The sequence below is a fragment of the Tenacibaculum sp. M341 genome, from assembly GCF_004337695.1.
Lineage (GTDB): Bacteria > Bacteroidota > Bacteroidia > Flavobacteriales > Flavobacteriaceae > Polaribacter.
Map to the genome: position 1 here is coordinate 138,482 of NZ_SJXJ01000001.1, position 20,425 is coordinate 158,906.

The window sequence follows — 20,425 nt, forward strand, 5'->3', positions numbered from 1 at the left end:
AACAAGTTAATCATGAGCAAAAAAGTATTATTCATAGATAGAGACGGAACTTTAGTGTTAGAGCCGCCTGTAGATTATCAATTAGATAGTTTAGAAAAGTTAGAATATTATCCGAAAGTATTTCAATACATGGCTAAAATAGCTGCTGAATTGGATTATGAATTAGTGATGGTTACCAATCAAGACGGATTGGGAACAGACAGTTTTCCAGAAGATACTTTTTGGCCACCACAAAATAAAATTATCAGTGCTTTTGAAAAAGAAGGTGTTGTGTTTTCTGAAATACATATCGACAAAACATTTCCACATGAAAATGCACCTACACGCAAGCCTAGAACAGGTTTGTTAACGCAATATTTTTCTGATGAATACGATTTAGAAAATTCTTTTGTATTAGGAGATCGTATTACAGATATGGAGTTGGCTAAGAATTTAGGGGCAAAAGGTATTTATTTATCTGAAAATCCTGAGTTAGGAGCAGAAGAGATTGAGAGTTCTAAACAAGAAATTTATGATTGTATTGCTCTAACAAGTACTGACTGGGAAAAGATATATGAGTTTTTAAAACTAGAAGATCGTGTTTCTGAAATTACTCGTAATACAAATGAAACGAAGATTTATATCAAGTTGAATTTAGACGGATCAGGAAAAAATGATATTGATACAGGTTTACACTTTTTCGATCATATGTTAGATCAAATTGGTCGTCATGGAGCAATGGATTTAACTATTAAAGTTGAGGGAGATTTAGAAGTTGATGAGCATCACACGATTGAAGATACGATGATTGCTCTTGGAGAATTATTCAATAAGGCTTTAGGAAACAAGTTAGGGATTGAGCGTTATGGATTCTGTTTACCAATGGATGATTGCTTAGCTCAAGTTGCTGTTGATTTTGGAGGAAGAAATTGGTTGGAATGGGACGCTGAATTCAAGCGTGAAAAAATAGGAGATATGCCAACGGAAATGTTCTTTCATTTATTTAAATCATTTACAGACGGAGCAAAATGTAATTTAAATGTAAAAGCAGAAGGTGTAAATGAACATCATAAAATAGAAGGCATTTTTAAAGCATTCGCAAAGGCAATGAAAATGGCGGTAAAACGTGATGCAAATAAAATGTTTTTACCATCAACGAAAGGATTATTGTAAGTTAAATAGAAAATATTAGAAGTAAGAAGTTTTTATGTCGAATTTTTAATATGCAATATCTAATATTTAAAATTTTATATCTACTATGAGTATAGTAATAATAGACTACGGAGCAGGGAATATAAAAAGTATTCAATTTGCTTTTAAACGATTAGGTGTAGAAGCGGTTTTATCTAATAACATAGATGAAATTAGAAACGCTGATAAAGTTATTTTTCCAGGAGTTGGAGAAGCAAGTTCTGCTATGAAAAAACTAAAAGAAAGCGGATTGGATGTTGTGATACCAACATTAACTCAGCCAGTTTTAGGAATTTGTTTGGGAATGCAATTAATGTGTAATTCATCAGAAGAAGGTAATACAAAAGGATTAGGAATTTTTGATGTTGATATCAAACGTTTTTCGAATAATGTAAAAGTTCCACAAATGGGATGGAATACCATTTCTAACTTAAAGTCGGATTTATTCAAAGATGTCAAAGAAGAGGAATTTATGTATTTAGTACATAGTTTTTATGCAGAAGATTGTGAATATGCCATTGCTAAAACAACATATGAAACTGCTTATGCTACAGCTTTACAAAAAGATAATTTCTACGGAACGCAATTTCACCCTGAAAAAAGTGGAATCGCAGGAGAGAAGATTTTGAGAAATTTTCTCAATATTAAAAGTTAAATATTAAATATAAGATATACGATATGTAAAGTTTCTTTATGAGTAAAAAATAATATTTACTTTATATAAAAAAGTATAATAATCTCTAATATTTAACTTCGCATATCTAATATAAAAAATAAAGTTATGAAAAATCAAATTATGAAAAGGACTAAAGTATTTGCTTTGGATTGTTGGAAGTTTTGTTTTAAAATTCCTAAATCAAGAGAGTATAATGCTTATGTAAATCAGTTAATACGAAGTTCAAGTTCTGTTGGTGCAAATTATAGAGCTTCACAAAGAGCAAAATCAACAGCTGATTTTATAAATAAATTAAAAATAGTAGAAGAAGAAACGGATGAAAGTATTTATTGGTTAGAAATTTTTGAAGAAGTTATTCCTGAATATCAAAAAGAAATTTTAAAATTAAAAAAGGAAGGTTCGGAATTATTGGCAATAATGGTAGCTTCAATAAATACAGCAAAGAAAAATCAAAATAAAAAATATTAATACATTAATATTAAATGTAAGATTTACAATATTAGAAGTGAAATTAATAATGTAATAGTAATAATTAACTCTACTATTTAATTTTTAATATTTAACATAAAAAAACTTCTAATATTTAACCTTTAATATCTAATATCGAAGAAATGAGAATCATACCAGCCATAGACATCATAGAAGGAAAATGTGTTCGCTTAACCAAGGGCGATTACAATACCAAAAAAATATACAATGAAAATCCGTTAGAAGTTGCAAAGGAGTTTGAAGATGCGGGAATTGAATATTTACACGTAGTTGATTTAGATGGAGCGAAAGCTAGCACAATTATCAACTATAAAGTATTAGAAGAAATAGCAACCAAAACCAATTTAAAAATAGATTTTGGAGGAGGATTAAAATCGGATAAAGATTTAGAAATCGCTTTTAATTCAGGAGCCAATCAAATTACAGGAGGAAGTATTGCTGTTAAAAATTCGGAAGTTTTTGAAAACTGGATTAGCAAATTTGGAGCTAAGAAAATTATTTTAGGAGCCGATTTTTATCCAGATGCGACAGGAGGGAAAATAGCAACCAATGGTTGGCAAGAAGAAAGTAGTTTGCAATTAATTCCGTTTATAAATGGTTATCAATCAAAAGGAATTCAGTATGTGATTTGTACTGATATTTCTAAAGACGGAATGTTACAAGGACCAAGTTTCGGAACTTACGAAGAGATTTTGAATACTAGTAAAATGTCAGATCGAGCGCAGTCTAGCACAGGTTTGAAGTTAATAGCTTCTGGAGGGATTTCTACTTTTGATGAATTACCAAAACTAGCAGAATTAGGTTGTGAAGGAGTGATAATTGGTAAGGCGATTTATGAAAATAAAATCAGTTTAAAGCAATTAGAAAGTTTTATTCTTAATGCATCGTAATTATGGAAAAAGAAATGTTGAAAGAGTTTAAAGAGCAAATAGTGTATCGATTAAATGAGAGCACTAGAATGATTAAAATAAGTTTTCAAAAGTTAGAGGAAGAAGATATTTGGAAAAAAATAAATGATTCGTCCAACAGTATTGGAAATCTAATCATTCATTTATGTGGTAATATTACACAATATGCGATTGCTTCCTTAGGAAAAACAGAAGATCAAAGGAATAGAGACTATGAGTTTGAAGTAACATCTGGTTTTACCAAAGAAGAATTATTAAGCAAGTTAGAAATAACGGTTGAAAAAGCAAAATCGATTATTTTGTCTACTTCTGAAGAAGAGTATATGAGAAAAAGAAGCGTACAAGGATTTGAATTTTCAGGAATAGGAATAGCAATTCATGTAACAGAACATTACTCATATCACACAGGACAAATAGCTTTTTGGACCAAACAAATAAAAAATAAAAGCTTAGGCTTTTATGATGGAATAGATTTAACCATTAAAAACAAATAATAGCAATGCTAACTAAAAGAATTATACCTTGTTTAGATATTAAAAATGGACGAACGGTTAAAGGTGTCAACTTTGTAAATTTAATAGATGCTGGTGATCCAGTAGTATTGGCAAAACAATATGCAGAATTAGGAGCAGATGAATTAGTGTTTTTAGATATTGCTGCTACATTAGAAAATAGAGGAACTACGTTAGATATGGTTGAAAAAGTAGCTGAACAAGTAAATATTCCGTTTACTGTAGGTGGTGGAATTTCATCTGTAGAGCATGTAGATGCTTTGTTAAAATGTGGTGCAGATAAAATATCTATTAATTCATCAGCAGTAAAAAGACCAGAATTAGTAAATGAATTATCACAAAAGTTTGGGAGTCAATGTGTAGTAGTAGCAATTGATGCTAAAAAAGTTGATGGAGAATGGTTAGTACATTTAGCAGGAGGTACAATTCCAACTGAATTAAATCTGTTCGACTGGGCTAAAGAAGTAGAAAAAAGAGGCGCAGGAGAGATTTTGTTTACTTCTATGAATAATGATGGAACTAAAGCAGGTTTTGCTAATGAAGCTTTAGCAAAATTATCTACCGAGTTAAATATTCCAATTATTGCTTCTGGAGGTGCAGGAACAGTACAACACTTTATAGATACTTTTGTAGAAGGAAAGTCTGATGCAGCATTGGCAGCAAGTGTTTTTCACTTTGGAGAAATTCCAATTCCAGAGTTAAAAAAGGAGTTAAAAGATAGTGGAATTCCTGTTAGAATATAGTTCAAACGAAGTTTAGAATTAGAGTTAACACCTTAGTGATTTGTTAATTTATAATTCTTTATTTCTTTTAATTAAAGTAAATTAATTACAATATGAAGAAAGTACTAGTCTTCATAACGATAGGTTTAAGTTTTTTTATGATTGCTTGTACTTCTAATAAAGAAAAAAGAAATTACAAGGAACAAAAAAACATAGTGATTCAAAATAAAAAAACAGAGAAACTGAATTTTGAAGAATTACAAGATTCTCTGAGAACAGCACTTTTAAAATTGAAAAATAACAATAGTTTAAAGTCTGGTCTTTTAGAAGAATTGTACATTAGAAATCTTGTGAGAGAAGTAAATGGTATCGTAAAAATTGAAATACCTTTCAATCTTCATAGCTTTGATTGTGGAGCTCCAGATTGTTATTCAACAAATATTTCATTTGAGTTTCTTGCAAAAGAATCAATTGAGTTTCCCAAAAAAGTAGATTTTACTTTATTAGAAAAAGGTTGTGGTATAGTAAAGGAAATGTTAGAAACAGGAACTTTTGAATTGATAGAATTGACAGATGAAAAATTAAATTATTATTCTAAAAAAATGAATAGTAATTTAATTATCTATAAAGAAAATAAAGAAACTAAGTTGTTTTATTTTCCAGATTCAGAGTTAAATCCGCTAAAAGTAAATATGATCAATAAGGTATTGAAAGATTATGAAGAAGATGGATTAGAAAAAAATGTTCCTTATCAATCAACTTTTATGTTGACAAGGGATTATAGTAATTTTATAAACTAAAGTTATGAAGAAAAAATTGTTTTTAGATGATTTAAGAACCATAGATATGGTTTATGATGCATCAGAAGAAAAGGAATATGATATTGTAAGGACTTATGATGAATTTGTAGCTTACATAAAAACAAACGGATTGCCTAGTTTTATTAGTTTTGATAACGATTTAGGATTAGATGAAAAAGGAGAAGTAGCTTTAGACGGATATGCAGCAGCAAAATGGTTAGTATATGAGTCTGAGTTAGATTTAAGGGAGTTACAATTCAAAGTACATTCTGCAAATCCAGTAGCAGCAGAACAGATTCAAGGATTGTTAACGAACTATATCAAATTTTTAAATAAACAATAAACAGTCATCTCAAGTATTATGTGCTTTAAAAGCTTTTAAGTTACAAGAGGTAGTGTTTTAAAAAGATATAATAATGGGTTTCGATTACGCTCGACCTGACAATAAAAATAATAAAATGAATATAGATTTTAATAAAAGTAGCGATGGTTTAGTGCCTGTGATTATTCAGAATAACAACACGCTACAGGTATTAATGTTAGGATACATGAATAAAGAAGCTTTTGAGAAAACTCAACAAGAGCAAAAAGTTACTTTTTTCAGTAGAAGTAAAAATAGATTATGGACGAAAGGAGAGGAGAGTGGTAACTTTTTGTTTGTAAAGGATATTCAGATAGATTGTGATAATGATACTATTTTAATAAAAGCAGACCCAAAAGGTCCCACATGTCACAAAGGAGATGTTTCTTGTTTTGCTGAGGAGACTTCCAAAGGATTTTTGTATGAGTTAGAAAGTATTATTCATGATCGTATTGATAACAATGTGGAGTCTTCATATACCAACAAACTTTTTAAAAGAGGTATTAATAAAGTAGCTCAAAAAGTAGGGGAAGAGGCTGTTGAAGTAGTAATTGAAGCGAAAGATGATAATGATGATTTGTTTACCAATGAAGCGGCTGATTTAATGTATCATTATTTGATTCTTTTAAAAGCTAAAGGTTTTACATTGCAAGACATTGAGGCTGTTTTAAAAAGTAGACATTAAGATCTGTTTTGGTGCTATAAATTATTGTTTTGTAGCATGAATAAAATTAATGTTAAGAAATTTAGAACTCTTAACATTAGCATAATAAATTCTTGTATTTGAAGTTGTAGGAATTAATATTTATGTAAAAAAATAACATAACACAACTGATAATTTTAGGTTCATTAATTAATCAAAATATTAAATAAAATGAATCAAAAACTATTATCAATTGTGTTATTTCTTATAGTTGTAAAATCAGTGGCACAACAAGATTTTGTCATAAGTGCTCATAGAGGAAACTCAAGTGAAGCTCCAGAAAATACCTTAATTGCAAATCAATTAGCTATAGATGCTAAAGCTGATTATGTAGAATGTGATGTAAGAAGAACTAGAGACGGTGTAATGGTAACTTTACACGATTCTAGTTTAAATAGAACTACTAATACACGTGGATATTTAAGGAGTTTCAATTATTCACAGTTAGTAAATGTGGATGCTGGTTACTCAAGTAGGTTTGGTAATTTATACAGAGGAGAAAGAATACCAACACTTCGTCAAGTATTAAATCAAGCAAAAGGAAGGATAAAAGTTGAAATAGAGCTAAAAGAATCTGGTTTAGCGGATGATGTTGTAGCTTTAGTTAGAGAATTAAACATGGAGAATGATGTAATTATCATTTCATTTAATTTTTCTGAATTAAGGAGAGTAAAACAAATTTCAACGATTCCAGTTAAGTACTTGGTAAGCTTTTTTTGGGGAAGTCGTAACTTAAGACAATTACAAAGCATAGGAGGAGAGTTTTTTGGACCTCCTGGAGTAGTATCTAGATCGAGAGTTACAGAGGCTGAAAACATGGGAATTAAGATTATTTCTTACACCATAGATTCAGAAAGAGAGATGAGATTAGCTATTCAGAATGGGCAGTATGGTATAGCAACTAATTATCCAAGAAGAGCCGTAGCAGTTAGATCAGAGTTAGAAAGAAACAATACAACAATTAATTCGATTCCTGTATTGGCGTTTCCAAATCCAATTTCAACGAACTTTAAAATCAATAAGTCTTATAAAAATGCATTAGTAAGATTAATTAATAGAAATGGAGAGGAATTAGTTAATTACGGATTGATAGAAGAGGTTGATAATTTTGAATTTAAAGTGAATCAAAATTCTGGAGATTATTTATTAGAAATAATAACAGGATCAAAACGAGAAGTTGTTCCAGTAATAATAAACTAAACATCATTAAATAAGAAATTCCCACAATTTTTTAAAAAAGTTGTGGGGATTTTGTTTTTAGTTTGAATTAAATCCAATCTAAATCAAACTCTAAAATATCATGAATAACACCAATTATAATAACTAAAATAATCAGTGTTAGTAGTTTTATTAATTTAAGGTTGAAAGTAGAAAAAGACAATTTCTTTAATAGTTTTTTTTCTATAATACTTAAAAGAATAAAAGCAATAATTCCTATAACGCTACCAATAATACAAGAAGCAATATAAAAGGCAAACTCAAGAATTGATAAAAATATGTTTTCTGAATTTGATTTAAAAGGATAACTTCCTGCTCTATATAAGAAATTAGTAATGCCTAAAACAACGCTAATAAGAAGCCAAGCAATATAATTCCCTGTTTTTTTTATTGAAAACTTCACTCAGTTAATTGTTGTAAAAATCAATACTATCTTTAATTACATCAGAAGAAGTTTCACAATTAATAACAAAATCTTCGTATTTATTTAGTAATACAAACTTAACAGTTCCAGCCTCGTTCTTTTTATCATGTTTTAAAAGTTCCATGATAGGTTGAATATCTTCAGGTAAAATATCAATTTTTCCGTAAATAGTAATGATGGCATTTTTAATAATAGTAGCCTCATTAATATCAAAACCAGTAACTTTATTAGAAATATATGCTTCACATACCATACCTATAGCTATAGCCTCACCGTGAGTTAAGCTTTCTTTATGTTCACTTTCTAAAAAGTATGATTCAATCGCATGTCCCATTGTGTGCCCCCAGTTTAAAACTTTTCGAACACCTTGTTCTTTAGGGTCTTCTGTTACAACTTCATTCTTTATTTCAATAGATCTGTGAATTAGGTCAATGATATTTAAATTAGGATTGTCTTTTATTTCATTAAATAAATGGATGTCATGAGTCATTCCATATTTGATGATTTCAGCAGTACCCGATCTAATTTCACGAGGAGAAAGTGTGTGTAAATATTCAGGGTCAATAATTACAGTTTGCGGATTTGCAAAAACTCCAATTTGATTTTTTAATACGCCTAAATCTACTCCAGTTTTACCACCAACAGAAGCATCAACCATTGAAAGTAAAGTTGTAGGAATGTTTACAAAATCGATACCTCTTTTAAAAGTAGAGGCAACAAAACCACCTAAATCAGTAATAACACCACCACCCAAAGTAATTAATAAACTTTTTCTGTCAGCTCCTAATTCAGTCATAGCACTCCAAACTCCCATACAAGTTTCTAAGTTTTTATGAATTTCACCTGGATCAATTTGAATTACTTCAATAGGAACTTCTACAGCAAGGTGTTGCATGAATCTAGAATAACAGCATTCAAAAGTATTATCATCTACCAAAATAAATACAGAAGAATATTTTTTTTGAGTAATTAAATTTGCTAATTCAGTATAACCTTTTTCATTAAAATGAATAGAATATGTAGTTGCTTTTATAGATTCCATGTCTTGATAAAATATAGTGCAAATTAAATAGAAATTATTAAAATATTTGCGACTTCTCTTCTATATTTGTCTTTTAGTAAATAACGGGACACAAATTACTAATGAAACTTTTTGAAAATACTGAAGTTGCTTTTAAGCTAAAAACTGATTCTGAGTTAGAAAGAGCTTATTTTTTATTTCGCTTGATACAAAATCAACCAATGGTTCGTATTGGAACAGCGGTTACAAATTTTGCACTTAAAGCGCATTTACCAGTAGAAGGATTGATAAGATCTACTGTTTTCGATCATTTTTGTGGAGGTGTAACAGAAGAAGACTGTTTACCTAACATAGATAAAATGTATACCAAAGGAAATGTACATAGTGTATTAGATTATTCTGTTGAGGGTAAAGAAGAGGAAGAGAGTTTTGATAATGCAGTAGATACTATTGTAAAAATCATTCAATTTTCTGAAGAAAAGCAATCAATTCCTTTTGCCGTATTTAAACCAACTGGTTTTGGAAGGTTTGGATTATACCAAAAAATAGGAGAGGGTAAAACATTAACAGAAGCTGAGGAAGAGGAGTGGAAGCGTGTGAAAGAAAGGTTTCATAATGTATGTAAGATAGCACATAGCAAAGACGTACCTTTATTAATTGATGCTGAAGAGAGTTGGATGCAAGATGCTGCTGATGATTTGGTAGAGGAATTGATGGAGGTATACAATAAAGAAAAAGCGATTGTTTTTAATACATTACAAATGTATAGGCATGATCGTATGGATTATTTAAAATCGTTACATCAAAGAGCGCATCAAAAAGGATTTCATATTGGAATGAAAGTGGTACGTGGTGCTTACATGGAAAAAGAGAGAGAAAGAGCAGAAGAATTTGAATATTTGTCGCCAATATGTAAAAACAAAGAAGCGACTGATAAAAATTATGACGAAGCTATTTTGTACATGATGGAGCACAAAAATATGGCTTTATTTGCGGGAACTCATAACGAAGAAAGCTCTTATTTATTAATGCAATTAGCAGAAAAATATAATATAAAGAAAGAAGATAAGCGTATGTGGTTTGGTCAACTATACGGTATGAGTGATCACATAAGTTTTAATTTAGCTTCTGAAGGCTATAACGTAGCTAAATATGTTCCTTTTGGTCCGGTAAGAGACGTAATGCCTTATCTAATAAGAAGAGCAGAAGAGAATACTTCTGTAGAAGGACAAACTTCAAGGGAGTTAAATTTATTAAAAATGGAAAAGAAAAGACGTAAAATATAATGACAACATTAGAAGAAATAAAAACTTTACTTCAGAAAAATAAAATACGATTTTTAAATGAACTCGAAGAAAGTAAAGAGCTTATTTTCTTACTAAAAAAATCATTGTCTAAAAAATTAACCAAAGAAGAGAAAAATAAGGTAAAAGAACAATTGTTGGATATCTGTAAAACGATTCCAGCTTTTACTATTTTTTTATTGCCAGGTGGTTCATTACTATTACCTTTGTTGGTGAAGTTAATACCAACAATATTACCAAGTTCTTTTAGAAAAGATATAGAAGATTTAAAACAACAACAAAACAACAACAATGCAACAAGATCATCAAATATTTGATTTAATTCAAGAAGAGAAGGAGCGTCAGCTTAATGGATTAGAATTAATAGCATCTGAAAACTTTGTAAGTGATCAGGTAATGCTAGCGCAAGGATCTGTATTAACAAACAAATATGCTGAAGGATATCCAGGTAAGCGTTATTACGGAGGTTGTGAAGTAGTAGATGTAGTAGAACAAATAGCAATTGATAGAGCAAAAGAATTATTTGGAGCGGAGTATGTTAATGTACAACCTCATTCAGGTAGTCAAGCAAACACAGCTGTTTTTGCTGCTTGTTTACAGCCAGGTGATACTATTTTAGGATTTGATTTGGCCCATGGAGGTCATTTAACACATGGTTCTCCTGTAAATTTCTCAGGAAAATTATATAATCCAGTTTTTTACGGTGTAAGTAAAGAAACAGGTTTATTAGATTACGATCATATCAATGAGCAAGCTCAAACACATAAACCAAAGTTAATTATAGCAGGAGCGTCTGCATACTCAAGAGACATGGATTTTAAACGTTTTAGAGAGATTGCTGATAGCGTAGGAGCTATTTTAATGGCAGATATATCACATCCTTCAGGTTTAATTGCTAAAGGAATTTTAAACGATCCATTACCACATTGTCATATTGTAACCACTACAACTCATAAAACGTTAAGAGGTCCAAGAGGAGGTATGATTATGATGGGGAAAGATTTTGAAAATCCATTTGGATTAAAGTTAAAGAGTGGAAAATTAAAAAAGATGTCATCTTTATTAAATTCAGGTGTTTTCCCTGGAAACCAAGGTGGACCTTTAGAGCATGTTATTGCTGCTAAGGCTGTTGCTTTTGGTGAAGCGTTAACAGATGAATTTTTAGAGTATGTAATTCAAGTAAGAGAAAATGCAAAAGCAATGGCAGCTGCATTTGTAGAAAAAGGATATCATATTATTTCTGGAGGAACAGATAACCACATGATGTTAATCGACTTAAGAAATAAGAATATTACAGGTAAAGATGCTGAATTAGCTTTAGGAAAAGCTGATATAACAGTAAACAAAAACATGGTTCCTTTTGATACAGAATCTCCTTTTGTTACTTCTGGTATTCGTATTGGTACACCAGCAATTACTACAAGAGGTTTAGTTGAAGAAGACATGCTTGTTATTGTAGATCTTATTGATGAAGCAATTCAGAATGCTGATAATGATGAAAAGTTACATGCAGTAGGAGAGAAGGTACAAGATTTAATGCAACATAGAAGATTATTTGTAATGTAATTTTACAATTAGATATAAACATAAAAAAAACTCTCTGAATTTTCAGAGAGTTTTTTGTTTACAATATATTTTTAAAATATTCTAGATTATGTTTTTACATTAAAACATAATTTTTACTTTCAATAGGATCAGGAAGTTCTGTTTCTCCAAGCATTTCTCGTAAATCAATTTCAATAGTTCTGCATAAAGAAAGCATAGGAATGTCATTGCTTAAACCTTCAAAAGGGTTTTCAGAATAGTCACCAATTAATTCCATCATCAAATAAACCCATCCAACTACTACGGTAAAAGGAATAGATAACCAAACACCATATTCACCAATTTTAGAAAACTCAGACACCATACCAAACGGAAGTATAAAACTAAAAATAGCAATAAACGTAAAACTCATACTTGAGTACTGTCTAGGTAAAGGGAACTTTTTAATTCGTTCACATTTTCCTTGATGCGTATAAAAGTTATTTAATAATTCTTGTAGCTCTACGTGTCTGAAATCATTGATAATATTTTTGCTTCTTAATTCAGCAATAAATTCAGCTTGATTCGCTATAATTTGTGTTGCTGTATTTTTGCTATTTATTAAAGTGTCATAATCTTCTTTCGGTAGGTAGTTGCTAACTTCACTTTCTTCAACTTCTTTGTCATACAGCCCAACACCTCTGTTTCTTAATCTTTTTTTAGTAGTCATTCTAACTAACCTATTCTGATTAATGTGTTCCCATGGAGTAGGAATAAGTAATTGTTTACGTAAACTATATAGCCAACCAATATGAGAATATACTAAACGTTTTTTTATAGCATCTAATTCTTCTTCAGTAAGTTTTTCTTCGCTTAAATTATTATTGATAAAACCAACAACTCCTGCCGCCCAACTTCTGCTATCATTTACAATAGCTCCCCAAATTTTACGAGCTTCCCATAATCTACCATAAGCATTATTATTTTTGAAACCTACATAAAAGGCTACAGCAGTACCAATTAAAGAAAAGGGTAGCCAAGGAATTGAAATGTTTTTGAGTTGTGAAAATTTATACAAAAAAGCTACAAAAAAAGCCCATAAGGACAACCAAACAAGATGTGCTCCAGAGAAAAGTAAAATACTTCTCGCACTAAAATTCTTTTTAACTAACATTTCTAATAATTTTAAGCTGGCAACATACAAATACTACCAATAAATATCAAAGAAAAAAATAACTATTTAGAAGTTTGAAAAACATGTTGTTATGTGTTTTTTGAATAAAAAAATAGAATTCAGTATCTTGTTATTTCTAATAAAAAATCAAAAACTCATGAAGAAAATTTTTGTAACAGTATTAATGGTTAGTGCCTTTATGGTTTCTTGCGGTGATAAAAAAGCCGAAGAGCAAAAGAAGAAAGAAGTTGAATTAGAACAGCAAATCGAAAGTGTAGATAAGGAAGTGAATCAAGATGTAGAATCTTTAGAAAAAGATGCAAAAGAAATTGAGAATGCTTTAGATGAATTAGATAACCTTTAAAACAGAAAAAATGAAACTAGTAAAATATTTTATAATGGCAATGCTTATTGGATTTGTAAGTGTAGCAAATGCTCAGAAAAATAAAGAAGAAAGAAAAGAACGCAAAGAGCAAATGAAGCAGAAGCGTAAAGAAATGAAAGAAGCTAGAAAAGCCAAAGGTGCTGAAATGAAGGAGCAAAAGAAGGAGTTGAAAGCTCAAAAAAAAGCACTTAAAGAAGTTAAAAAGGAATTAAAGGAAGGTAGAAATGAAATTTTAGGAGCTCATAAAGAGAAAATGAAAGGAATGAGCAAGGAAGAAAAAAAGGCTTATTTAGATGCAAATCCTGATTTAAAAGAGAAATTAGCTGCTTACAAAGAAGAAACTAAAGAAAAGCGTAAGGAGTTAAAAGAGAAAAAACGTGAATTTAAGAATGCAAAGGCTAATACAGTTCAACAAAGAATAGAAAATAAAAAAGAAAAGTTAGCATCTTATGAAGACAGAAAAACAAAAGCTTCTGAAAGAATTCAAAAGACAAAAGAACGTTTAGCAGCAGATAAAGAGTCTGGTAAAATTACAGAAGAGCAGTATCAAGAAAAGATGGAAAAAGTAGCTAAAATTGAAGGTAAACTAGCTAAATACGAGGAAAGAGTAACCAAAATAAAAACAGGTTTAAAAAAGAGTGAAGAAAAGCTTTTAAAGTTGAATTCAAATTTAAAAAAATAATTCATATATAAACTTTTTTAAATAAGGGAGTGTTCTAAACACTCCTTATTTTTTTTGATTCATTTAATAAAAGTGTTAAATAATTTTAGATAACAAGTACCAATCATTCATTTCTTAAAAAATTATTTTATAATTTTGTGGTCTAATCAGCCTGTACAAATATGTCTAAAAATGCTTTTTTATGCTTCATTTTATGTTGCTTTCTAAATGCTTGCATCCTAAATGATACAGAAAAAGACCCAAGTGAAAAAGTAAAAATTCTTCAAAAAAAATCATCAGAAAATCAAGATTCAACATACATATACCTTCAATTAGCTAGTAAAATAATTGCATTGAATCCTGTTAAAGATTCTTTAAAGGCAGAGAATGATTATTTGTTAGGTAAATTTTTTCGTGCTAAGGGAGATATAGATAGTGCAGCCTATTATCATCATAAAGCAACTGATTTAGTAAAAGATTCTATAAAATATTACAGAGAAGTAGATTATTTTTTTGACACTTGGAATACTTATATTGACGAAGGTAAATATGGAGACTGTATTTCAACAGCCAACATATTAAAAGGCAAGTTAAAAGATAATGATTATGGAAATTTAGCTACGCTTTATTATATGTATGAAAATACATACAAGGCTAGTAAAGATTATGAAAAAGCTTTAGAATATAATAGACTTCAAGTTAAAACTTTAGAAAAAATTGAAGGAGCAGACGCATATGTAAGAAGTGCATTAATTCCAAGAGCCCAGTATAACTATAATAAGGGCGATATAAAAAAATCGTATAAAATTTTAGATAGCTTAATTTCTTTAGAAGATAAGCTGAATTTAAATACACTTTATAATATATATAACGAGTACGGAATTCATCGATTTTATGACAAAAATTATAAGGGAGCTTTAGAAAGTTATTTAAAAGGATTGGAAAGTTTAAAAAAGATGCCTGATGGTGATTTTAAAAACAACGAACTGGTAGGTACTTATACGAATATTTCTGGTGCTTATTTAGAGATGGAAAAGTATAGGCTAGCATCTTTTTATTTAGATTCAGCTTCTAGGTTTGATTTGAATAAGATTAGAAGCAGTCATCAAAGAAATATTTTAAAGCAAAAATTCGAGTTTGCTTCACTTACAAATAAAGATTTTTCTGAAGTTTATAATTATTTAGATTCTGTGTACTCGTATCAAGAAGGAAAGTATTTAGATAAATATTCAGGAGAATTAGTAGCTTTAAAAAAGGCAAATGAAAAAGAAAAACAAATATTAGCTGAAAAGAAAGATCTTGAAATAAAAAGCTTAAAAAGAATATTTATACTTTTTGGTGTGATCATTTTAGTTATTGTTATTAGTGTTTTTGTGTATAACCAACGTACGCATCGATTTGAAAAGTTGAATATTCAAATGCAGCAACGTTTGTTACGATCTCAAATGAATCCGCATTTTACTTTTAATACATTGTACGCAATTCAAAATGAAATAAAAGAGTCGCCAGAAGAAGCAAGTAATTATTTATTAAAGTTTTCTAGATTATTACGTTTAATTTTAGAGAATTCTACACAGAATTATGTTCAGTTAAATGAAGAGTTAGAAGCATTAAAAAAATATATTGAGTTACAAAAATTAAGATTTCCAAATAAATTTGATTTTGAAATTGAATTACAAGATATTGAAGAAGATGATCTAATTTTTATACCTCCTATGTTAATGCAACCCATGATAGAAAATAGTATTGAGCATGGTTTTGCAGGAATTGATTACCGCGGAAAAATTAAACTATCGTTATCTATGCAAAAAGATTTTATAGCATGTATAGTTGAAGATAATGGAAAAGGTTTAAGTGGTAAAAAAAGCAATGAAATTAAAAAATCAACCTCTACCTTATTAATTAATAATTATTTGAAAAAGACAACTAAAAAGGGTATTGAAATACAGGATAAAAAAAGTATCGGTACTGAATCAGGAGTTGTTATAAAGTTTAAGTTTCCTTATAAATTAACAGAAAATGATTAAAGCTATTGTAGTAGATGACGAAGCACACGTTAGATCCGATGTAATAAGTAAAATTCAAAAGAACTTTAACGATAAAATTGTTGTTTTAAAAGAAGTAAATAGTGTTGCCACTGCAGTTGAAGCTATTAATGAGCTTAAACCTAACTTATTGTTTTTAGATGTTGATTTGGGAGACGGTACTGGGTTTAATGTTTTAAGTAATGTTGATTACAAGAGCTTTGAAGTTATTTTTATAACAGGTTTTGATAAGCACGCGCTAAAAGCCATAAAGGTAGGAGCGTTGGATTATATTTTAAAACCAATTGATGAAGTTGAGTTTATTGAGGCGGTTGATAAAGCCATTGCTCAAAAAAATAAAGAAAATCATCTTGAAAAATTGATTGAAATTTCTAGTGAATATTTTAATGGTGCTAAAAACAATAGAATTATTTTAAAAACAACAGATAGTGTATATGCTGTATATGAAGATGATATATTATATTGTAAGTCTGATGGTAATTACACTACCTTTTATGTAAAAGACCAAGAAAAAATTGTTGTTTCAAAACCTATCAAAAAAATTGAAGAAATTTTATCAGAGCATATTTTTATTCGTTGTCATCAATCGTACATCGTAAATAAAAAATATGTTACAAAGTATAATAAACAAGGATTTTTAATGTTAGATTCAGAGACAAAAGTCCCAGTTTCAAGCAGACGTAAAGATTATACTCTGAAAAAAATTTTTTAATTACTTGAAACGAATTTGAAAAAAGTTGTTACGAATTCAATCAATTGCTAAACGTATTTGAAAAGCAGTGATTTTCCATGTCTTAATTTTGCTATCATTGCTTATTTTAATCAAACATAAATCTAGTTATGAATATATCTAAAAGTATCTTTTCATTATTGCTGTGTTGTACTTTTTTTGCTTGTACAAATAATACAGAAAATTTAGTAACAGAAGAAACATTGGAAATACAATCTAAGGCTTCTAAATCTAAGATCGGACCTTTGTTAGGAGGACCTTTATCTTCAGAAATAACTGATTTTGATAATCAATTGCAATGGTCATCATATATAGCTGCTAGAGTTGTGTTAGGAAATCAACAAGCAAGAGAAGAAGTTTACACAAAGTTAAATGGAGAAAATGTAATAAGTTTAAATGATTTAATAGGGAGACAGGTAGGTTTTGATTCACCTTTTAAATCTGGTTTTTATGCATTATTAAGGCAGTACATATTGTTAGATGTAGATTTTTCAAGCATACCAAGAGTAAATCCAGTTCATGGAAATCAATCACCACCAAGGCCAATACCAACTAAAGTTTCAGATTCGGGGTCATCAGCATTTGGAGTACCAGTATCTAGTTTTGTAGATTTCTTAGTGACAGCATTTGTAGCTGATATGGTAGATAATAATTGTTTAGAGTTATATTTCCCAAAAGGATTTAGTCTTGAGCCATTTTCTAATTCAACAAGTATAGTTGTTTCTTCAGCGCATCCATTAATTCAAGAAGGGTTTAATGTTGGGTACCTACAAACAGCCAGACCATTATCAGGAAGTAATGAAATTTCATCAACTTCAATATTAGTAAATGATCAATTATTAGCTAATTCAAGTTTGGAAAACATTATTATAATAAGACCATATAGAGAGTTGAACTTAGAAGAAAGCTGTACATACCCAGATTATGTGGAAGATTTTACTATTTTTATGAGACCATAAACAGATAATTATAAAAGAATTAAATATCTAAAAATCGTCTAATTTAAATATTAGGCGATTTTTTAATTTGTATTGTTAAATTAGCATTTAAAAATTATGATTAGTTCAAGAATAATTTAACAAACGTTTAGTATAACATGAATTATAAAAGTTCGTTATTGAAAACAATTTTAATAATACATAATTAATTACTAATTTTGCAAAATGCAAAAATCCATGAGAAGAGTATATTTTATTTTAGTAGTATTCGTTTTAACTTCATGTAGCGAGTACCACAAGGTGTTAAATAGAGGGAAGGTAGACGATCAATATAAGATGGCTGTAAAGATGTATGAGGCTAAAAAATACAGCAAAGCTTTACGTTTATTTGAAAAGATAACACCAGCTTATAGAAGTAAGCCTCAGATGGAACGTATTCAGTACATGGTTGCAAATTCAAACTTCAATATTAAAAGTTATAGTTTAGCAGGTTACTATTTTAAGCGTTTTTCTCAAAACTATCCTAAAAGTTCTAAAAGAGAGGAAGCTGATTTTTTATCAGCATTAAGTTTTTACAAGTCAGCGCCAGTTTACAGTAAAGATGCTACAGATACAAACAAAGCAATTGAAGCATTTCAATCTTTTATTGATAAGTATCCAGATTCACCTAAATTAGCAGAAGCAAACAAATATTATAGTGAATTAAGATACAAGTTAGAAACTAAAGCATTTGAAATAGCTAAAACATATTATAGAATCGCAGAATCTAGACCAAGAGATAATTATTACAGAGCATCTATTGCTGCTTTCGATAATTTATTATCAGATTATTTAGGAACAACATATAAAGAAGAAGCTTTATTTTACAGATTGAAAGCTTCTCATGATTTTGCAATGAAAAGTACAAAAAGAAGAAGAGGAAAAAGGGTAAAAGAAGCTATCAAAGCATACGAGAAGTTGAAACGTAACTTTCCAAATTCTAAGTATTCAAAAGAATCAGAAGTGATGTTAGCTACATTAGAAAAAGAAAATAAACAATTAGAAGAACAATTAGTTAAAAGTTAGATAATGAACAACTATAAAGAAACAAAAGCAGCAGTAAGTACTATTACTTATGATAGAGAAGCTATTGAGCAGCCAACTGAGAATATTTATGAGGCTATTTCTATCATTGCTAAAAGAGCAAATCAAATTAATTCTGATTTAAAGAAAGAATTAGTTGATAAGTTAGACGAGTTTGCTACTTATAATGATAGTTTAGAGGAAGTGTTCGAAAACAAGGAGCAAATAGAGGTTTCTAAATTTTACGAGCGTTTACCAAAACCTACAGCAATTGCAGTAGAGGAGTGGTTAAACGAAAAAATTTATCACAGATCACCAGACAAAAAATAAATGTCTGTACTTCAAGGAAAAAAAGTTTTACTTGGCATAACAGCCGGTATAGCAGCATATAAAACAGCTAGTTTAGTTCGTTTATTTATAAAATCAGGCGCAGAAGTCAAAGTTATTATGACTCCTGCGTCTAAGGATTTTATTACCCCTTTAACACTTTCTACCTTATCTAAAAATCCAGTACACTCAACATTCTACGATAAAGAAGACGAAAATGAGTTATGGAATAATCACGTTGATTTAGGTTTATGGGCAGATCTTATGATTATTGCTCCAGCTACAGCCAACACTTTGTCTAAAATGACAAATGGTACATGTGATAATTTATTATTAGCTACATACTTGTCTGCAAAATGTACCGTATATTTTGCTCCTGCAATGGACTTAGATATGTACATTCATCCATCTACAAAAGATAGTTTAGATAGTTTACAAAAGTTTGGAAACATTATGATTCCAGCTACTTCAGGAGAATTGGCAAGTGGTTTAGTGGGACAAGGTCGTATGGCAGAGCCAGAAGATATTGTAGATTTTATAGAGAAAGATATTCAGTCAAAATTACCGTTAAAAGGTAAAAAAATATTAATAACTGCTGGTCCAACTTACGAAGCTATTGATCCTGTTAGATTCATAGGGAATCATTCATCAGGAAAAATGGGATTTGAAATTGCGAAAGCTGCCGCTAAAAAGGGAGCAGAAGTATTTTTGGTTTCAGGTCCTTCTAGTCAAACAGTAAAAAATTCACTAGTTCGTAGAATTGATGTTACTTCAGCACAAGAAATGTATGATGCTTGTCATACTTACTTTAATGAGGTAGATATTGCGGTACTTTCAGCTGCTGTGGCAGATTATAGACCAAAAAATGTTGCTGATCAAAAAATAAAGAAGAAGGATGCTTCGTTAGTTATAGAGTTAGCACCTACAAAAGATATTTTAAAATCTTTAGGAGCTATAAAAAAAGATCAATTTTTAGTAGGCTTTGCTTTAGAAACAAATGATGAAGTGTCTAATGCAAAGAAAAAAATAGAAAGTAAGAATTTAGATGCTATTGTATTAAATTCTTTAAGAGATAAAGGAGCAGGTTTTGCTGTTGATACAAATAAAATTACTATTATTGATAAAAGTTTTAACGAAAAAACATTTGAGTTAAAATCAAAAAAAGAAGTAGCTAAAGATATAATCAATGAAGTTTTAGAAAGAATTTCATAAAAGACTACTTTTTTAAGTAATCAAGATCAATCAAAGTAGGTTTTAAAAATTAAAACCTT

General features: G+C 29.5%; 24 protein-coding genes. 21 read left to right on the forward strand and 3 right to left on the reverse strand.

Going from position 1 to position 20,425, the window contains the following annotated elements:
• Positions 1–12: 12 nt before the first annotated feature.
• The 10 genes from hisB (at position 13) to EYW44_RS00575 (ending at position 7,541) form a co-directional block, all read left to right on the forward strand.
• Positions 13–1,152 (forward strand): bifunctional histidinol-phosphatase/imidazoleglycerol-phosphate dehydratase HisB, encoded by a 1,140-nt coding sequence (gene hisB, locus EYW44_RS00530; RefSeq protein ID WP_132721317.1) that lies wholly within the window; start codon positions 13–15, stop codon positions 1,150–1,152.
• An 85-nt stretch (positions 1,153–1,237) separates the two neighbouring features.
• Positions 1,238–1,825 (forward strand): imidazole glycerol phosphate synthase subunit HisH, encoded by a 588-nt coding sequence (hisH, locus tag EYW44_RS00535; protein WP_132721319.1) that lies wholly within the window; start codon positions 1,238–1,240, stop codon positions 1,823–1,825.
• 126 nt (positions 1,826–1,951) lie between these two features.
• Positions 1,952–2,314 (forward strand): four helix bundle protein, encoded by a 363-nt coding sequence (locus EYW44_RS00540; protein WP_132721321.1) that lies wholly within the window; start codon positions 1,952–1,954, stop codon positions 2,312–2,314.
• A 143-nt stretch (positions 2,315–2,457) separates the two neighbouring features.
• Positions 2,458–3,225 (forward strand): 1-(5-phosphoribosyl)-5-[(5-phosphoribosylamino)methylideneamino]imidazole-4-carboxamide isomerase, encoded by a 768-nt coding sequence (hisA, locus tag EYW44_RS00545; RefSeq protein ID WP_132721323.1) that lies wholly within the window; start codon positions 2,458–2,460, stop codon positions 3,223–3,225.
• Positions 3,226–3,227: 2 nt separating this feature from the next.
• Complete coding sequence (locus EYW44_RS00550) at positions 3,228–3,737, forward strand: DinB family protein (protein ID WP_132721325.1); 510 nt, start codon at positions 3,228–3,230, stop codon at positions 3,735–3,737.
• Positions 3,738–3,742: 5 nt separating this feature from the next.
• Positions 3,743–4,498, forward strand: coding sequence for an imidazole glycerol phosphate synthase subunit HisF (gene hisF / locus EYW44_RS00555; protein ID WP_132721327.1), 756 nt, complete (start codon positions 3,743–3,745; stop codon positions 4,496–4,498).
• Between the two features lie 92 nt (positions 4,499–4,590).
• On the forward strand, positions 4,591–5,277 hold the full coding sequence (locus tag EYW44_RS00560; RefSeq protein WP_132721329.1) for a hypothetical protein: 687 nt from the start codon (positions 4,591–4,593) through the stop codon (positions 5,275–5,277).
• A gap of 4 nt (positions 5,278–5,281) precedes the next feature.
• On the forward strand, positions 5,282–5,620 hold the full coding sequence (locus EYW44_RS00565) for a cyclic-phosphate processing receiver domain-containing protein (protein ID WP_132721331.1): 339 nt from the start codon (positions 5,282–5,284) through the stop codon (positions 5,618–5,620).
• Between the two features lie 73 nt (positions 5,621–5,693).
• A complete protein-coding gene (hisIE, locus tag EYW44_RS00570; protein ID WP_132721333.1) occupies positions 5,694–6,323 on the forward strand; it encodes a bifunctional phosphoribosyl-AMP cyclohydrolase/phosphoribosyl-ATP diphosphatase HisIE in 630 nt (209 codons plus the stop codon).
• 189 nt (positions 6,324–6,512) lie between these two features.
• Positions 6,513–7,541 carry a glycerophosphodiester phosphodiesterase gene (locus EYW44_RS00575; protein ID WP_132721335.1) on the forward strand — a complete coding sequence of 343 codons (1,029 nt, stop codon included), beginning with the start codon at positions 6,513–6,515 and terminating at the stop codon, positions 7,539–7,541.
• A 67-nt stretch (positions 7,542–7,608) separates the two neighbouring features.
• Here the strand turns inward: EYW44_RS00575 and EYW44_RS00580 are convergent, their stop codons facing one another.
• Together EYW44_RS00580 and aroB are read right to left on the reverse strand one after the other, a co-directional pair.
• Positions 7,609–7,962: a hypothetical protein gene (locus EYW44_RS00580; protein ID WP_132721337.1), complete on the reverse strand. Its 354-nt coding sequence runs from the start codon at positions 7,960–7,962 to the stop codon at positions 7,609–7,611.
• 4 nt (positions 7,963–7,966) lie between these two features.
• The gene (gene aroB, locus EYW44_RS00585) at positions 7,967–9,025 is read right to left on the reverse strand and encodes a 3-dehydroquinate synthase (RefSeq protein ID WP_132721339.1); all 1,059 of its coding nucleotides are present in this window, start codon (positions 9,023–9,025) and stop codon (positions 7,967–7,969) included.
• A 101-nt stretch (positions 9,026–9,126) separates the two neighbouring features.
• Here aroB and EYW44_RS00590 point away from each other — a divergent pair, with 101 nt between their 5' ends.
• From EYW44_RS00590 to glyA, 3 genes are read left to right on the forward strand one after another with little or no spacing between them, the layout of a single operon-like run.
• On the forward strand, positions 9,127–10,290 hold the full coding sequence (locus EYW44_RS00590; protein WP_132721341.1) for a proline dehydrogenase family protein: 1,164 nt from the start codon (positions 9,127–9,129) through the stop codon (positions 10,288–10,290).
• Positions 10,290–10,625, forward strand: coding sequence for an LETM1 domain-containing protein (locus EYW44_RS00595; RefSeq protein ID WP_132721343.1), 336 nt, complete (start codon positions 10,290–10,292; stop codon positions 10,623–10,625). The genes EYW44_RS00590 and EYW44_RS00595 overlap by 1 nt, the downstream gene beginning before the upstream one ends.
• Complete coding sequence (glyA, locus tag EYW44_RS00600; RefSeq protein ID WP_132721345.1) at positions 10,600–11,874, forward strand: serine hydroxymethyltransferase; 1,275 nt, start codon at positions 10,600–10,602, stop codon at positions 11,872–11,874. The genes EYW44_RS00595 and glyA overlap by 26 nt, the downstream gene beginning before the upstream one ends.
• A gap of 94 nt (positions 11,875–11,968) precedes the next feature.
• Here glyA and EYW44_RS00605 read toward each other — a convergent pair whose 3' ends face one another.
• Positions 11,969–13,006 carry a bestrophin family protein gene (locus EYW44_RS00605; protein WP_132721347.1) on the reverse strand — a complete coding sequence of 346 codons (1,038 nt, stop codon included), beginning with the start codon at positions 13,004–13,006 and terminating at the stop codon, positions 11,969–11,971.
• Positions 13,007–13,163: 157 nt separating this feature from the next.
• On the opposite strand from EYW44_RS00605, the gene EYW44_RS00610 reads away from it, so the two are divergent.
• From EYW44_RS00610 to coaBC, 8 genes are all read left to right on the forward strand, one after another.
• Complete coding sequence (locus tag EYW44_RS00610; protein WP_132721349.1) at positions 13,164–13,370, forward strand: hypothetical protein; 207 nt, start codon at positions 13,164–13,166, stop codon at positions 13,368–13,370.
• A 10-nt stretch (positions 13,371–13,380) separates the two neighbouring features.
• The gene (locus EYW44_RS00615) at positions 13,381–14,073 is read left to right on the forward strand and encodes a hypothetical protein (protein ID WP_132721351.1); all 693 of its coding nucleotides are present in this window, start codon (positions 13,381–13,383) and stop codon (positions 14,071–14,073) included.
• Between the two features lie 161 nt (positions 14,074–14,234).
• Positions 14,235–16,079, forward strand: coding sequence for a tetratricopeptide repeat-containing sensor histidine kinase (locus EYW44_RS00620; RefSeq protein ID WP_132721353.1), 1,845 nt, complete (start codon positions 14,235–14,237; stop codon positions 16,077–16,079).
• Positions 16,072–16,809: a LytR/AlgR family response regulator transcription factor gene (locus tag EYW44_RS00625; protein WP_132721355.1), complete on the forward strand. Its 738-nt coding sequence runs from the start codon at positions 16,072–16,074 to the stop codon at positions 16,807–16,809. Before EYW44_RS00620 ends, EYW44_RS00625 begins: the two co-directional genes overlap by 8 nt.
• A gap of 128 nt (positions 16,810–16,937) precedes the next feature.
• On the forward strand, positions 16,938–17,786 hold the full coding sequence (locus tag EYW44_RS00630; RefSeq protein WP_132721357.1) for a hypothetical protein: 849 nt from the start codon (positions 16,938–16,940) through the stop codon (positions 17,784–17,786).
• A 216-nt stretch (positions 17,787–18,002) separates the two neighbouring features.
• Positions 18,003–18,830: an outer membrane protein assembly factor BamD gene (locus EYW44_RS00635; RefSeq protein WP_243643582.1), complete on the forward strand. Its 828-nt coding sequence runs from the start codon at positions 18,003–18,005 to the stop codon at positions 18,828–18,830.
• Between the two features lie 3 nt (positions 18,831–18,833).
• Positions 18,834–19,157, forward strand: coding sequence for a DNA-directed RNA polymerase subunit omega (locus EYW44_RS00640; RefSeq protein WP_132721361.1), 324 nt, complete (start codon positions 18,834–18,836; stop codon positions 19,155–19,157).
• Positions 19,158–20,366 (forward strand): bifunctional phosphopantothenoylcysteine decarboxylase/phosphopantothenate--cysteine ligase CoaBC, encoded by a 1,209-nt coding sequence (coaBC, locus tag EYW44_RS00645; RefSeq protein ID WP_132721363.1) that lies wholly within the window; start codon positions 19,158–19,160, stop codon positions 20,364–20,366.
• Positions 20,367–20,425 lie beyond the last annotated feature (59 nt).

What these genes read in the sequence shown, in the direction of transcription:
- hisB (WP_132721317.1), top strand. Translation starts at nt 13, where the DNA reads ATGAGCAAAAAAGTATTATTCATAGATAGAGACGGAACTTTAGTGTTA.
- hisH (WP_132721319.1), top strand. Translation starts at nt 1,238, where the DNA reads ATGAGTATAGTAATAATAGACTACGGAGCAGGGAATATAAAAAGTATT.
- EYW44_RS00540 (WP_132721321.1), top strand. Translation starts at nt 1,952, where the DNA reads ATGAAAAATCAAATTATGAAAAGGACTAAAGTATTTGCTTTGGATTGT.
- hisA (WP_132721323.1), top strand. Translation starts at nt 2,458, where the DNA reads ATGAGAATCATACCAGCCATAGACATCATAGAAGGAAAATGTGTTCGC.
- EYW44_RS00550 (WP_132721325.1), top strand. Translation starts at nt 3,228, where the DNA reads ATGGAAAAAGAAATGTTGAAAGAGTTTAAAGAGCAAATAGTGTATCGA.
- hisF (WP_132721327.1), top strand. Translation starts at nt 3,743, where the DNA reads ATGCTAACTAAAAGAATTATACCTTGTTTAGATATTAAAAATGGACGA.
- EYW44_RS00560 (WP_132721329.1), top strand. Translation starts at nt 4,591, where the DNA reads ATGAAGAAAGTACTAGTCTTCATAACGATAGGTTTAAGTTTTTTTATG.
- EYW44_RS00565 (WP_132721331.1), top strand. Translation starts at nt 5,282, where the DNA reads ATGAAGAAAAAATTGTTTTTAGATGATTTAAGAACCATAGATATGGTT.
- hisIE (WP_132721333.1), top strand. Translation starts at nt 5,694, where the DNA reads ATGGGTTTCGATTACGCTCGACCTGACAATAAAAATAATAAAATGAAT.
- EYW44_RS00575 (WP_132721335.1), top strand. Translation starts at nt 6,513, where the DNA reads ATGAATCAAAAACTATTATCAATTGTGTTATTTCTTATAGTTGTAAAA.
- aroB (WP_132721339.1), bottom strand. Translation starts at nt 9,025, where the DNA reads ATGGAATCTATAAAAGCAACTACATATTCTATTCATTTTAATGAAAAA.
- EYW44_RS00590 (WP_132721341.1), top strand. Translation starts at nt 9,127, where the DNA reads ATGAAACTTTTTGAAAATACTGAAGTTGCTTTTAAGCTAAAAACTGAT.
- EYW44_RS00595 (WP_132721343.1), top strand. Translation starts at nt 10,290, where the DNA reads ATGACAACATTAGAAGAAATAAAAACTTTACTTCAGAAAAATAAAATA.
- glyA (WP_132721345.1), top strand. Translation starts at nt 10,600, where the DNA reads ATGCAACAAGATCATCAAATATTTGATTTAATTCAAGAAGAGAAGGAG.
- EYW44_RS00605 (WP_132721347.1), bottom strand. Translation starts at nt 13,006, where the DNA reads ATGTTAGTTAAAAAGAATTTTAGTGCGAGAAGTATTTTACTTTTCTCT.
- EYW44_RS00610 (WP_132721349.1), top strand. Translation starts at nt 13,164, where the DNA reads ATGAAGAAAATTTTTGTAACAGTATTAATGGTTAGTGCCTTTATGGTT.
- EYW44_RS00615 (WP_132721351.1), top strand. Translation starts at nt 13,381, where the DNA reads ATGAAACTAGTAAAATATTTTATAATGGCAATGCTTATTGGATTTGTA.
- EYW44_RS00620 (WP_132721353.1), top strand. Translation starts at nt 14,235, where the DNA reads ATGTCTAAAAATGCTTTTTTATGCTTCATTTTATGTTGCTTTCTAAAT.
- EYW44_RS00625 (WP_132721355.1), top strand. Translation starts at nt 16,072, where the DNA reads ATGATTAAAGCTATTGTAGTAGATGACGAAGCACACGTTAGATCCGAT.
- EYW44_RS00630 (WP_132721357.1), top strand. Translation starts at nt 16,938, where the DNA reads ATGAATATATCTAAAAGTATCTTTTCATTATTGCTGTGTTGTACTTTT.
- EYW44_RS00635 (WP_243643582.1), top strand. Translation starts at nt 18,003, where the DNA reads ATGAGAAGAGTATATTTTATTTTAGTAGTATTCGTTTTAACTTCATGT.
- EYW44_RS00640 (WP_132721361.1), top strand. Translation starts at nt 18,834, where the DNA reads ATGAACAACTATAAAGAAACAAAAGCAGCAGTAAGTACTATTACTTAT.
- coaBC (WP_132721363.1), top strand. Translation starts at nt 19,158, where the DNA reads ATGTCTGTACTTCAAGGAAAAAAAGTTTTACTTGGCATAACAGCCGGT.